The sequence below is a fragment of the Sphingomonas naphthae genome, assembly GCF_028607085.1.
GTDB classification, from domain to species: domain Bacteria; phylum Pseudomonadota; class Alphaproteobacteria; order Sphingomonadales; family Sphingomonadaceae; genus Sphingomonas_Q; species Sphingomonas_Q naphthae.
Window position 1 is genome coordinate 598,001 of the sequence record NZ_CP117411.1, and the last position, 13,824, is coordinate 611,824.

A 13,824-nucleotide genomic window follows, 5' to 3' on the forward strand; every position below is an offset into this window, starting at 1 on the left:
TTGAGCACCGTGGAAGACGGGAAAAATGCTCCGGCCGCAGGCCGTCACACAGAAGGAAATGATCAGATGGAAATGATGCTCCACCACCAGAACTTCATGCTCGCTGTCCGGCAACAGATGGGCTGGCCGGCGTTCAAGCCCGCCAACGACGCCATCGGCTGGACGTCGGGGCGCGAAGTGGATTTCGAGGTCGGCTCCGAAGTTGCGCGCATCGCGCAGATGCTGAGCAAGGATCTGGTGTACGCCGGCTGGGCCAGCACCCGCGCGAAGGATCCGACCAGCTTCTGCGTTGCATATCGGGAAATGCTGACCATCGACATCGTCGATCGGCTGGTGCCGTGGGCCGCCAGCGACGAGGCACCGCTGGTTCTCGTCAGCACGCGGGCCGATGAATATTTCGCGATCGATCGGCGCGGGTCGCTCGTCCGGGTAGAAGGCAGGCCCAGGAACATCGGGAAGGGCCGAAAGCTCGCGATGAAGCGCATCAAGGTCGCCGCGGCGACGATGGGCGACGAGATGCTGGCCAACAACCGCGTCGTGCCGACCGGCGGCGAATGGATCGCACCGGAAACGCCGATCGAAACCATCGTCCAGTTCCGCTGATCGCCCTCGGGCGGGCGTCGCTGCTGACGCCCGCCACCCATCTTTCCCTGATGATCGGCCACGCGCCGAAGGAGAATATGCCATGAAGTTCGACGATCTGTTCGCGCAGCGCCGTCCGCGTGCCTACGTCATCCTCGATATCGAGAGCGCGGTGACCGATGAAACCGGCCACAAGCGCTACCAGGCCATGGAGCGTTGGTCGCCCCGCAACGACGATCAGCCGTCGCGCCGGGGCTACACCCGGGGCGAAGATCCGCTGCGCACGCCGCGCTGGCCGTTCCAGACAATCGTGACCGCCGCGATCATGGTGCTGGTCGAGCATGAGGATGGCGGCATCGACGTGACCCGCTTCACCACGCTCAGCCAGCCGGATCACGACGAACGCGCGATCGTCGCCGGCATCCTGCAGGTGCTGGCCGAGGCGCCGCAGGGAGCAGAGTTGGTGACGTGGGCCGGCATGCTCCACGATATCCCCATGCTGTCGCTCGCCGTCATGCGCCACGGCCTCACCCTGCCGAAAGGCTGGGCGTGGTTGGGTTTCGGGGGCAACGACCCCGTGCGGCATCTCGACTTCGCGCGCACAACGACCGGCGGCTTCAAGATGAAGCCCGTCCATATGGCCGAGATCCTCGCCAGCCTCGACATCCCTGCCAAGATCAGCGTGCCGGCTTTCGCGGTCGCACGCCTAATCTACGCAGGCGCATGGGATACGGTCCAGGAAGCCTGCGAGGGCGATGTCGTCAGCACCTGCCTCCTGCTCGCGCGGTGGCGCCAGCAACATGACGGGCGCGCCGATATCGCAGTGGTCGAGGATCGCATCCTGCGCCGCGTGATCGATCTTCGCGCAGGTCGCGGCTATGCGGCGACGCTGGAGGCGCGGAGGCGCGCGCGGTTTTCGCAGGCCGTCGGTGATGCCGCCAACGATGCGGCTGCCCTCGCACCGTGGATCGGGGAGGAGGCTGCCTGAAGTTGTTGAGGGTTATGGCGGTTTTCCGCCGTGACCCTCAACCTGGCCTTTACCCCTGCCGGCTAGCGTCGCCGCGAAAGACGAGCCGAGCCTTACCCCTTCATGCGCCGATCCGAAAAAATTCGGACAGCGTGTCTGAGAAGTCGGCATCCGGCGCATGAGGAGGTAAGACCCGCTGTGTCTGCACCATTTTCCGCCGAAGGGGGATTTCGGCCGCTCACCCGCGCCGAGGTTCAAAACGAGATCGGCAAGCTCGACCTGACCGAGCAGGGGCGTATCCGCCGGACGGCGGACATCATGTCGCAGGATCTGCCCGGTGACGGTCGCGATCTCTTGCACGATGCCGTCTGCAAGGCGCTGACATCGCGCAGATGCAAGGCCGACCTGTCGGTCGAGCAGTTTCTCGGCGGCGTGATGCGCAGCCTTGCCTCGACGAAGCGTCGATCGCGCGAGCGCGGCAGAGAAAATCATATCTTCATGCCGGCCGAGGAGGTTGCGGAACAGATGGGCAGCGGCGGCTACACCGTCGCCTCTGCCGACCAGATCATCGAGATCGAGCGGATCCGGGCGATTGCAGCCGACGCCCTGGAGCAGTTGGCGGCCGCCTCGACAGCGCAGGCAGCGCTGATCGAAGCCGTCGGCCTCGGCCTGCGCGGGCAGGAAATCGCCGACCGCCTCAAAGTTACGTTGGAGGATCTCGCCACCCTTCGCCGCAGCCTGAAAAGGCATGTCCAGCGACTGTGGCCGACGATCGAGTCCGAAATAAACCAGGAGGAGCATCTAGAGGCCTGACGTTCAGGCTTCCATCCTCCCGCGCGAGTTAACAGCAGGAGGAAGTGTATGCAGGTTATTTCACACGCTGGAATGGCGTGGCTTGAACAGAATCGATTGCGACTTGATGATGTGATCCACGAAGCCCGCGTTCAACACTGGATTAGTCGCCGACGGCTGGATATCGATCCGGGATATATTTCGGAACACCATTACGATTGGTTCGAATTCAAGAACGAGGGATGGCGACTGGAGAACCGGTTCGGGATCTACACGTACAAGGAACGAGCAAACGGCCTTGCGGTATTGAACGTCGCAGGCATACAATTACCTCACACGGCTTGCTCCAGACTACATGGAAGTCTGGAGAGGATCGAAAATGTGTTCGATATCAATTCCGCAAGTGTGGCAAGCGCATGCGATGGACAGATCACCAGCGTTACCAATAGAGGCGATGGCTCTTTGGATATTCGCCTGCGCGTCACATGGGTCAATACCTTGATGTGCTGGTAGGCGGTGGCGCGACGCTCGATGCGTTGCAATCACGATATTCGAACTGCATATTGGCTTTGCGGCTACGCCGCTGCGCTGAGAAGTCCGTCGTTTTCGGGAGCGGCCGAAGGAGCGAGTCAGCAATAAAACGCGATCCAATGCGTGATCGTCGGTGGTCGCGACAGCCGCCGACAGCCTCTTCGAGGAATGAAAACCCGGCGACGGGCGGGCCAGGCGATTGGGTGCCGGAGGCCTTCACTCGATTTGAAGGAAACGCATATGCCTACGAAGTTCACTTTCCACGGCGGTTCGCTCGTCACGGACGGCTACGCATCCAAGCTCATCCGCCAGGCATCTTCCCGTCTCAACGAGGTGGGCCGAGGCGGGGGCGGATTGTCGAAGCACGAGTACAATGCCGCGGCAATCGTCAACGGGCGACTTGACTGGCTCGACGAAGATCTCAGAACCACGCTGATCAGCATGAACCGGGATTTCGCGTTCACGGTCGTCGCCGTGATCCTGGAAAACTGGGACCGGGAGATGAGGTTGCCCGCAGACCATGCGGACGCGCCGAAGGGCGATCAGCGGGTCCTGAGAGGCGAATAGATCTCCTGCCCGGCGCTCGGCCGCTTGCAAAATGCACCGTAAATGTCAGATTCTGCGAAAATTCCGGACGCAGGGGCATTGCGGTGACGGACAGGATGGCAAAGTTGGACTGCCAGTTGGCGCTGGTTCACGCGCTCTCGGAAACTACCGAGGGGCTGACGCTCGACGAAATGGCCGAGCGATTGGGCGTGAACCGGCGCACCGCCGAGCGAATGCGCGATATCATCGCCAGGCATTTTGATCTGGACGAGATTGCCGACGATCGTCGCAAGCGGTTCCTGATCCGCGACAGCCTGCGTCGCGTCTATACCCGTCCGGCGCCGGCCGAAGTGGCGGCGCTACAGGCCGAGGTCGACGGCCAGCGTGCCGCCGGCAAGGAGGCATGCGCGGCTCATCTTGCCAGCCTGCTCGCGAAGGTGACCTACCTGCGTACCTGCATGTGAACGCGGAAGGTAGGGTCGAGCGCAACCGCGCCTTCAATGAGCCTAGCCAGCAGAAGGCGTCATCGGTTCTGGGATGAGCAGCATCTCACTTCGAACGCGCGGCCTCGTCAACATATCGGCAAGCAAGGGTGCCTGCATTTCGATCGCCGATCGAAGCCGTTTTTCCGCATCTTCGAGTGAGATGTCGTATGCGCTACTGCGGCCCAGATCGTCAGAACGGCCAATGGCATTGAGATCCTGTAGAAGTTCCCAGTCGCGCAGGACGGTTATAGTTCCGTCGGCCTCTAGCCGGGCTCCTGCCACGACACGCGAAATCGACGCGCCTTGTCCGGTCACTTCGTCCTCAATCACGCCAACAAGCGTCGGTGCTGTCAATCGGGCCAGCTGAGCGAGCACTCCGGTGCGCTTCAGACCATGATCGAGCGCGGTGTCAAACAGGCGATGGCCAACGCCGACGAGGCGCGCCGCCCCCATTTTACCTAGCTTAGCGGCGCGATCGAAGACCAAACCGGCGTAACGGTCCTGCAGAGCATAGTCAGCGTCGGCCCACTCCGCCGGCGTCTTGACCTCAAGTCCGTCCTCACGCTTGAGTATGCGGCGCCCTTCTGCATCCAGCATCGCGCTGAAGAAGCGCTCAAGATCCGGCAAATCTACCTGCGGCAGGTTGCGGCCAACCTGAGCGAAATCGAAGCGCGCGACCTGTCCCAGCATGGTTTTGACTCGATCGACAAGATCCTCGCCGCCGATCGTAGCCGTCTCACGATCGAACCATTCCGCCAGCCCGCCTGCGCGTCTTGTCTGCCCCTCGGCGAAAAGACGCTCAAAGAAGCTGGCGCCCGTCATGCCGACTACGAGCTGGCCGATATCCTCCTGTTCCTCCATCACCTGGCTCAGCGCCTGCTGTATGCGTTCCAGCTTGGCGTTCAGGAGATCCCAGATCCGGGCCTCGACCGTTTCGGGATTACGCAGAAGGAAAACCTGAACCGGGCGCGTCTGCCCATATCGCGACAAGCGGCCGACGCGCTGGTGGAGACGCATCGGGTTCCACGGCATGTCAACGTGGATAAGGGTGGCGCAGCGCTCCTGAAGGTCTATGCCTTCGCCCGCCGCCTCGGTCGAAACCAGAAAGCGGACGTCGCCTTGGTTGAAGGCATCCGCGGCGGCCTCGCGGGACCAACTTTTTGGGCCAACCGAACCATCGGGGCGGCGCAATTCATCCAGACGTTCGTCACCGTTGATGAATGCACACCCCCCATGTCCAAACCGCTCATGGAGAGCATTGACGACTAGCGCCTGTGTAGCCTTGTACTCGGTAAACAGAAGCACAGGTTCGTTCGGGGGCAGCTCACCCTCGATCAGGTCGACCAGACGCCGGATCTTGTGTTCCTGCCGTATCGGTTCGGCCAGTTCGATCAGCTCGTCGAGACGCGCAATTTCACCATCCATCAGCTCGGCGAGGATCGCGAACGGCGTACGATCCTCCTCGTCTGCGGCGCGATCGTCGAGCGTGCGGCCTTCTTCCTCGCGCATGGCGAGGGTGCGGGCCTCGTCTGCGGTCTGTTCCAACCGGGCCCGGCGACGGACGAGCGCGCTGCGGATCGCCGCAATCGAGCTGGCGGCCAGTTTCTGAAGCGTGATGAGCACGAGCATGCGTGCGGTCTGCGCTCGCCCGTCGAGGCTGGAGGCATAGGCTCGGCCATCGACGATGAACTGGCTCAGCGTATTGTAGAACGCGCGCTCCTCCGCGCTGAAGGCATATTCGCGACTTTCCACGGTAACCGGGGTGAAGAGACGGTTGCCACGCAGGTCGGTCGCGGTGGCCTTGTTGTTGCGAATCATCACCTCGGGCAGCTTGGCGAGCTGCGGCTCGATATCCTCGTCCGGCGTGAACTCACCCGGGCGCAGCAGGCTGAGAAGCGAGAGGAAGCCGTAATCCTTGCCACGATGTGGGGTTCCGGTGAAAAGGAGCAACGAGCCGATGCGGCGCCGTTCCTCCATGGCGCGGAGCAACTGGAACATGAGCGTCTCGCCGGTTCGCTCGTCAGCATGGAGATGGTGCGCCTCATCCACCACCACCGCGTCCCAAGGCTCGGCATCGAGAAACTTGCTCGGCCGCCCATCCTCGCCTGAAACTTCGCCACGCAGCGTGTGGATGGAGGCGACCACCATGTTCGCCGTGTCCCAGAAATCGAGCTGGGGTGTGTCGATCGCGCGCGAATGGGGCTGCAATCGTATGTCGAACATCTGGCGCAGCCGCTGCTGCCATTGCGGCACCAGCTTGGCCGGCGCGAGAATCAACAAGCGCCGCACGCGGCCACTGGCGATCAGCGGCATCAGCACGAGGCCGGCCTCAATCGTTTTGCCGAGACCGACGTCGTCCGCGACTAGCCAGCGGAAAGGCCAGCTTCGGTTGACCCGGTGACAGACCCAGAGCTGGTGCGGCAGCAGCTGTACGCGAGAGCGGGAGAACACCCCCCATTGGTCATTGACCGAGCGGATGGCGAGCGCTTGCGCGCGCAGCAGCGTGTCGCGGCTGTCGTCCAACTGTCCCGTCACCAGCGCGCGAGCCAGCGAGGGGGCGACAGTGATCAGGTCGCGCAGCACCGCCTCGATCGATCGAGCGAACCGAACGACGACGGTAGCCCCGCTGTCGATGATCACGCGGCCCTGACCATGTTCGGGATGCGAGACGAGCGTGTCGGGGGCGAGCATTTCAGTCATCGGCCTGGCTCCAAGGGATGGCACCAGCTTCATCAAGGATTTCGTTGAGCCGGTCACGATGTGGGGCGGTGGTAAGAATGTGGAGCGGCAGATCACCATTCAGTTCGAACGGCTGAGACCGGCCTAGTCCGCGCGCGGCCTGTTCGAAAAGGATTTGACCAGCGTCCACGCCCTGGCCGCCCGGTTCGAGCCCAAGCCGGGCAAAAAGTCGCCGGACACGCCCTGCACTGGCCCAACCATAGGGTGCGGAGACAATCGCCTGCTCATCACTGTAAATGCCGTGTCGGCCGAGTTCGCGGATCAGCCAGTTTGCGCCGATCCCCAGAGATTGTGCAACCGGCGTCGCGACGATTCCCATCTTCGCCGCGATCGGAGACGTCTTGACCGTCAGAAGCTCGCGCAGTCCGATCGGCCCTTCCTGCTTCACGATACGCGGCAGCTTTCGGAACAGCTCGCGATATTGCTCGAGGAAGCGGGCGACGGTGAAGAGATCGACCAGGCAACGGCGCCACTGCCCATACTCGCGATCCTCCCAAGGATCGCTCCATGCCTCAAGGCGATTGATGAAGGGGGCAGGATCGTCGCCATCGCGGACCCGCGCCAGATCGCACCACCAGCGGGTGCGAATTCCGTCCGCGATGAAGTTGCGTGAGGCCTCTGGCCTGATGCGGCCTATTGTCTGGAAGGTGGCGAGGCCCAGCATGGTGAACCACGCCTCATCGTCATCTTCGGCGAGGAGCGCGGGCACAAAGCCTTCCGGATATACGGCGCGGTCATAGGCGGCGCGAAGGTCATCGCCCTCGTCATCCCACCATTCCGCAATTCGCGCGAAAGCGAGCGAGGAGTCGATCGGAGTGAACGACCAGATGTTCGTATCGGATTCGACATCGAAATCCATCGGCTGCGCCGTCAGGGAAACGCCTGCTCGGAGCAGGATTGTGTTGCGCTCCTTGTCGGTCAGTTTCGCCAGCGGAGGATAGTCTAGCAGCTCCTGACCGGCGGGCAGCCAGCGCGCCGCCTTGAGGAGTTGGGCAGCGACGAAGTCTCCTTCGGCGGCGACGTAACGGAGAAATGCCAGAAGGCGATCAGGATCGCGCTCCGCGCTTGCGGCCCAGTTAGCCCAGATCGGAACCTGATAGCCCGCTTCGGCGCGCGCAAGCTGAGCCAGCTTGAACGCCGCGCCAACATAGTCCGGCGACAGACGACCGGAAAGCGGAGCGAACGCGCTGCGCCGCGCCTCGTCGCCGTCCGCCTGTGGGAACGAAAGATTCAGGATGGGCTGGGGCGCGCCTTCCGCCGAAACGAAAGCGCACGATCTGAGCGTTGCACGAAGGCGGGTTTGTTCCTCGAGGGGAAATGCCTGAATGCGATCGCTGTCGATGACCTCGCCCAACATCGCGGCGAGCGCCGGTGCGATCAACTTGTCGCCAAGCAGTCGGTCCACCACACCTGCGAGCGTCAGAGGTGTCCGATTCCCAATGCCAAGACGCCTCAGAAGCGTTTCATCGACAACGAGCGAAGATGCTAGCTCCTGCACGCCCGGCCATTGTGCGGCGATTTGCCTGATCGCAGAGTCCGTCATCGCGCCGTCTGCAAAGAACGCGATATCCGTTGCAAGGACGAGATTTCCCTTAGCTACCCGCACGAGTGGCCGGGCGATCAACAGGCGAGCGAGTCCGCGCAGCCCGGTATGCAATTCCCGGTCGGGCTCACCTGTGTCGAGATCGCGCGCGAGCAATTGGACCAGCCTGTCCCAGAAGCCTTCCCGCGATGCCGGATCCAGCCCTTGCGTAGCGGCGAAGGCGGGCCAGTTGCCGTCGATCACATCGAACAGGGCGATGAGGCGCTCACCCAAGGTCCCGCCGAGCGCGCCGAACAGGTGCCGCTGGTCTTCCGGCGAGTCCGATAGTCGCGTCCGGCCGGGATCGACCGTGAACGGTCCCTCCATCAGCCAGGCGCCGTGACGGTCCTGCTTCTCCAGCGGCACGAGACGCCAGAATTGCGGAACATCCCGAATCTCTTCCGGCCCTGCGGCGCCGAATGCGAGGAACATCCTGAATCCGCCGCCCAGGTCGAGACGGAAGGCGCGGCGCGATCTGGTGCCGTTCAGCGTCACCACCTCGACGCCATCGGCAATCTGCTGCACCTCGGCGATGAACGGCTGCGGCACGTCGTCCAGCTCGATCCGGCTGATGCTTGGTGCGATGGCGGGGAGCCAAGGCGCCGCGCGCTGGAACGACTCCCATGCTTCCTGCGCCGCGCTGCTGCACCCGGCGGCGATCGGGAGGTCGAGCAGCGTCGGCTTCTGCCCGCGAGTGACATAGGGGGCCGCCTCAGCACGCCCATCCAGCCACGCTACCGGCACCATGCCCCCGCTGATCCGCGCGGCGATTACGCCACTGGCGAGGCCGGGGCTGTCGGACAGCATATGGACGGTCTTGAAGCCCAGCCCGAACCGTCCGGTCTGGTCTTCGCTCGCCTTGGCTGAGTGGCCGATCGCGAGCATGTTGGCGAGATCACGGTAGTGCTCGCGTTCGCGCCCGATTTCCGGATCGCTGCCAAGGTGATTGACCGGTCGTCCCCAATGCACCACGCGCAACCGCGTGATCGCTCCCTCGTCGTCGCGCGTTGCCGCGACGCGGAAACGACCGGTCAATGCGCCGTCCCAATAGGCACAGGCATCGTCGGCATTCTGGAACAGCTCGAACAGAACCCGGCCTTCGACATAGCCTTGCTCGTGAATCTTCCTGCGCACGGCCTCTAACAACTCTGGGCCCGCGTCCGGTCCCGTCACAAAGTCCCACAGTCGTGCGGCGGCAGCATCGCGATCGTTACGCTTCGTCGAGTCGAACTTAGCAAGGGCGGCCCTGATCGACGGCCCGGGCTTGAGGGCGCGGAGCCGATCGTCGATGACGTGGCGTAGATCGTCGATCGCTTGATCGAGCGTAAGTTGATCGTCCTTGAAATAGCGGCCCAACGCCTCTCGTAGCATTTCGCGTTGCGATGGCTGACCCAAGAGCAACGCCGGTGCCAGCCGATGCACGAATTGCTGGAGCAGCGCTCCGACCTGTTCCTCATCGGTCGGGCGCAGCGGCGCAAGCGAGAGTCGATAAGGATGCGTCACAACGCCGTCACGGCGCTGCTCCGGCAGGCGCTGGCAATCGACGAGCCACGTCGAACCGTCACCGGTCAGCGGGACTCGGCAGACCGTTCCCGCCGCTGACAGCACATCGGCCACGCCGCTCTCATCGGCTGCGATTTCGAAGCGCAACTCTGCTTGCCGCTCTGCGATCGTTGGATTTTGGACCGCGAGCGCATCCCCGATCGCGTCCAGATCGGCGCAAATGTCGGCGAAGCTGCGTTGCCCCTCCCATTCGCGAGCGAGGGCCACAATCTCCGGTCCGCGCCCGAGTAGTGCCAGTGCGAACTGCACCGCCTCGTCCGGAGCGATATCGCGCAATGGTGCCAGTGCTGCGCGAAGCCGGGCGGGTATTTCAGCCGTCCCGGCCGGGGCGATCCGGGCAACCGGAATCTCATCGGACGTGAACAGGCTGGCGGCATAATGCGGGTCGAGCCGATAGTCCTCGCTCACGCCGGCCGCACTCAGCGCGAGGCGATCGGCGCGGTCGAATCGGTCTGAGACCGACGGGACCAGCAACACGGCGGGCAGGAAGTCGCCATCGCGCAGCTCTCGGGCGTGTCGCTGGAACAGCGCTCGGTGGAGGCGCCGTGCGCTGGGTTGGCCTTCGGTCGCTGCGAGCGCCTGAAGGACAGCGGCGACATCGTCGCACGAAGGGTGATGAAGCGCGGAGGCGAAGCGCGTAACACACTCGTCGTCGGTGTTGCCCCGCATCGTTGTCGCAAGGATCGGCCAGCCGCTCACCGGCAGATCGAGCCCGGCGGAGGCGATCATGCGCCAATCTGGCAGTTCGGATGCGATCATCTCCGCAGGCGCCATGGCACCGGCTTCTCCGGCGAGATCGGCCGCCAGAGAAAGGGAGGATGCGCGGTCGTTCAGGATGGCATGACGAGTCAGCGCCGCGGTCACGGTGTCTTCTCGCAGGTCGACCGGAAGCTGCCTGACGGTCGCGAAGGGGGACGTGCCGCCCAGCAATGTCGCAAGCGCCCGATCGACGGCTTCTTCGAGATCGAGGATCTCGGCGGGCGCCGTCGCGCGACCTTCGATTGGCACCCAGGCCGTCTCGCGCAGTCGCTCGCACTGGTCGCCTGACAACTCAATGCTGGCCAACGCCGCCGCGATGGCCGCGACGTGCTGCGACGGATCGGGTGCCGCCAGGGCGGCGTCGAGCTGGCTCGCCCAGTTCCATGCCGGCACCAGATCATTCTCGCGCGCGAGTGTGTCCGGGTTCGACCAGGGATCGAGCAGCAGGACGTGCGGCCGAAGTGTGGTGGGAATGTCCGCCGCCTTGCCGCGGCGCACGCCATCCGCAACGCTGGCGCGGACGCCATTTGTGGTGCGGTGGACGGGAAGCCGACGCAGTACGTCGTCATCGATGTCGCTAATGAGCAGCGCGATCGCTGTCGTTTCGGAAAGCGCGGGCAGCGTGCCAGCGCGCTGCTGTTCGATCAGCCAGCGGCCGATCTGTGTTGCATTGATCGGCGCGATCTCCAGGCGCTGCTTGAGATTGGGCGATAACTCGCCAGCGATCGCCGGATCGATCAGCCGCATCCCGCTGCCCGGCCCGAGCATCGGACTGGCGAGCGGCTCAAGCGCCGGCGGCAGCCGATCGAGTTCGAACAGGCGCGCGGCATGCGGTAAATCCGGGTCGCGTGCGCAGAGGCGGCGCAGATCATCGATGTCGGCTTGCTCCGCAAGAATATTGGCAAGCCGCGCACAATCGACCGGATCGCCATAGCTGCGGGCGCGTGCAAGCGGTTCCTTAAGGCTAGCCGGCTGGCCGTTGCCGAGCGGAAACGCACTGGCGTCCGCCGCCCCGCGAATACGAAGCACCGGCGGCTGGATTACCGCCTTGGCAAACAGACTCAGTTCTTTCGTCGACGCGTTGAACAACAGTCCGGCACGTCCGAACCGCTCGGCATCACCGAGTGTCAGCACCTCATCACCCATGTCGGACAGCCGGGTCGCAGGCACGATCTTCAGGTTGCGCGCGTCCGGGTGCTGAGCGATTTCGTGCAAGGAAGGGCCGAGCCGCAGAAGCGAGGCGATCATCGCTGCCGCCTGCTCCCCGAGCGATCGCGGGCCGACAAAGGGCGCAGCCGCTCCGAGCAGCGCAACGACAAGGTCGAGCGGGCGCGATGTCGGGCCGGGCGGCGGGCTCCATTCGGCCTTGACGGGCAGAATGTCCGGAATTCGCGCCAGCGCACCGATCAGTGCTCGGTTCTCGACAGAGGATGGAAGGGGAAGGATCTGTTCCGCAGGGAGCAGTGTGGCGAGACGTCGCGCCGTACTGGCGCTGGCGAAATTTTCCTCGCCCGACAATGCCAGCCGATATGATGCGGCCAGCGCGGCTTTGGTTGCCGGGCCGATCGGGGCGGCGTCTTCCAGCAATGCCGCGATCGTCTCCGCCGTTCGTGGCTTGGTCCACGCACTAGCGCCCGCCAGCCTCACGATCTCGGCGAGTTCCTGATCTGGCCAACCCACCGGTTCCGCTGCCAAGGGTACGCCGAAGCACAGGCGAGTGCCGCTCCGCTCGCACCAGTCCTTCAAGTCGGGAATGCTTCGGCTCAGCCGCTCGATGCCGGTGGCATCGCCCAGGGGCACCGGGCGCAACAATGCCGCTGGCGTGACCGTCCAGTCGGGCTGTCCCGAGCCGATCCAGCTAAGCGCCAGCGCATCCCCAGCGCACGCATCGGCGCCATGATCCTCCCACCATGTCGTCCCGGCGAGCGCCCGCAGAAATGAGCGCCGAGCAGAATCGTCACCCAACCCCGGCAATGCATCCATCAGCACCGGCAGGAGCAGCGGCAGCGTAACGTCGGCAAGGAGCGCGCGATTCCATTCGCTCTCAGCGCTCTCTCCGGCGGGATCGATCAATTCTGTTCGTGCGCTGGAGAGGAAGAAATGGCCGTGCAGCAGGACGTCGATGTCGCCCAACGCGAGCGGCAGATCGGCTTCCGCGACGTTGCTGACCGGGAGATACACCGTCCAGCGCAGCCTGAGCCGGCCCTGCGGCCCAGCCGCCGGCGAGCGACAGAGCAGGATCGCGCCATGCGGCTCGGCCTTGTCGTCAGTCGGCCGGTCGAGATAGTCGCGAGTGCGCGGCCATTTGTCGTCACGCTTCAGCCTGCTCTTGACGCCGTCGGCGGCCCCGCCCGGCTTCACAGCTTCCCGGCCGATCAGCACCATCTGGCGCTTGTCGTCGGCATGCCATGTCGCGCCGAGCCGGCGGGCGCCGCCAGCCGCATCCGGAGACGACAACCGCGTGGCTCCCGTCGCGAGTTGATAACGGGCGCCCGCATTCCCTTCGAAAGCGACTTCGCCAAGGTGTCGCAGACAACACAAGGAAGGGGCGAACTCTTCCCCGGCAATCATGGAGGCAAGCGCGTCGGATGGTGTCATCTTCTCCGCGGCGAGCCAGAGCCCCGGATTGGCGCCAGGCGTCAGCGTCGCACTGCGTAGCGGAAGCACCACGCACATGCCCTTGCCGGCAAATCCGCGATCTCGAAGCCAGGGCAGAAGACGGGACAGGTCGTCGGCGGGTTCTACTTTCCATTCGGTTGCGGCGGTGGTCGCCTCTGGGATTTCCTCCCACGGGTTGATTACTTTCGGCGTCGCAGTGCCATCAATCCACGCGAGCGCAACAAAGGCGTCGCACAGATGGAACACAGCTTTCTGCCCAAGCCCGAAACGTCCTACGGTCGCGCGGTCGCCCCCTTTGCTGCCGCCGCTGGCCTTCTCCATCGCCGCAAAGTCTTTGCTGGTGACCTCGCCATCATTGGCAACGATCAGCGCTGGGGCTCGCAACAGTGGGTGGATGGCGTCGGCAAACCCGGGATGCGCAGCGATCAGGAAACGCGTCGCACGCGCGTCGTCAGCATTCTGAAGAAGCTCTTTCAGAACCGGGAAACCGCCGCGATAGCGATCGCGCAGCAGGTTCCGAAGATCGCCGATGATCGAGAACTGAGTCGTATAAAGCGCGGTCACATGAACTCCTTCGCGTCCATCTTTTGAGCGAGACGCGACAAAATCGGTCGTTTCAAATCAGCTGGCGATCGTTTTGATGGAGTGCTCAAACTCAA

Annotated in this window: 8 protein-coding genes; 6 read left to right on the forward strand and 2 right to left on the reverse strand. The window is 63.9% G+C overall.

All coding sequences use genetic code 11. The annotated features are described in order from the left end of the window. Positions 1-9: 9 nt before the first annotated feature. From PQ455_RS02855 to PQ455_RS02880, 6 genes are all read left to right on the forward strand, one after another. Positions 10-603, forward strand: a complete 594-nt coding sequence (locus tag PQ455_RS02855) for a hypothetical protein (RefSeq protein ID WP_273691202.1) — start codon at positions 10-12, stop codon at positions 601-603. A gap of 82 nt (positions 604-685) precedes the next feature. After that, positions 686-1,570, forward strand: coding sequence for a hypothetical protein (locus PQ455_RS02860; RefSeq protein WP_273689027.1), 885 nt, complete (start codon positions 686-688; stop codon positions 1,568-1,570). 177 nt (positions 1,571-1,747) lie between these two features. Further along, positions 1,748-2,362, forward strand: a complete 615-nt coding sequence (locus tag PQ455_RS02865) for a hypothetical protein (RefSeq protein ID WP_273689029.1) — start codon at positions 1,748-1,750, stop codon at positions 2,360-2,362. 48 nt (positions 2,363-2,410) lie between these two features. After that, the gene (locus PQ455_RS02870; RefSeq protein WP_273689031.1) at positions 2,411-2,854 is read left to right on the forward strand and encodes a hypothetical protein; all 444 of its coding nucleotides are present in this window, start codon (positions 2,411-2,413) and stop codon (positions 2,852-2,854) included. Positions 2,855-3,112: 258 nt separating this feature from the next. Then, complete coding sequence (locus PQ455_RS02875; protein ID WP_273689033.1) at positions 3,113-3,439, forward strand: hypothetical protein; 327 nt, start codon at positions 3,113-3,115, stop codon at positions 3,437-3,439. A gap of 83 nt (positions 3,440-3,522) precedes the next feature. Then, positions 3,523-3,882 (forward strand): sugar-binding transcriptional regulator, encoded by a 360-nt coding sequence (locus PQ455_RS02880; protein WP_273689035.1) that lies wholly within the window; start codon positions 3,523-3,525, stop codon positions 3,880-3,882. A 42-nt stretch (positions 3,883-3,924) separates the two neighbouring features. Here the strand turns inward: PQ455_RS02880 and PQ455_RS02885 are convergent, their stop codons facing one another. Together PQ455_RS02885 and PQ455_RS02890 are read right to left on the reverse strand one after the other, a co-directional pair. Then, positions 3,925-6,603: a DEAD/DEAH box helicase gene (locus tag PQ455_RS02885; protein ID WP_273689037.1), complete on the reverse strand. Its 2,679-nt coding sequence runs from the start codon at positions 6,601-6,603 to the stop codon at positions 3,925-3,927. Continuing rightward, on the reverse strand, positions 6,596-13,729 hold the full coding sequence (locus PQ455_RS02890) for a sacsin N-terminal ATP-binding-like domain-containing protein (protein ID WP_273689039.1): 7,134 nt from the start codon (positions 13,727-13,729) through the stop codon (positions 6,596-6,598). The genes PQ455_RS02885 and PQ455_RS02890 overlap by 8 nt, the downstream gene beginning before the upstream one ends. Positions 13,730-13,824 lie beyond the last annotated feature (95 nt).

Excerpts from the sequence above, each read along its gene's own strand:
- PQ455_RS02860 (WP_273689027.1), top strand. The coding sequence starts at position 686 with ATGAAGTTCGACGATCTGTTCGCGCAGCGCCGTCCGCGTGCCTACGTC.
- PQ455_RS02870 (WP_273689031.1), top strand. The coding sequence starts at position 2,411 with ATGCAGGTTATTTCACACGCTGGAATGGCGTGGCTTGAACAGAATCGA.
- PQ455_RS02875 (WP_273689033.1), top strand. The coding sequence starts at position 3,113 with ATGCCTACGAAGTTCACTTTCCACGGCGGTTCGCTCGTCACGGACGGC.
- PQ455_RS02885 (WP_273689037.1), bottom strand. The coding sequence starts at position 6,603 with ATGACTGAAATGCTCGCCCCCGACACGCTCGTCTCGCATCCCGAACAT.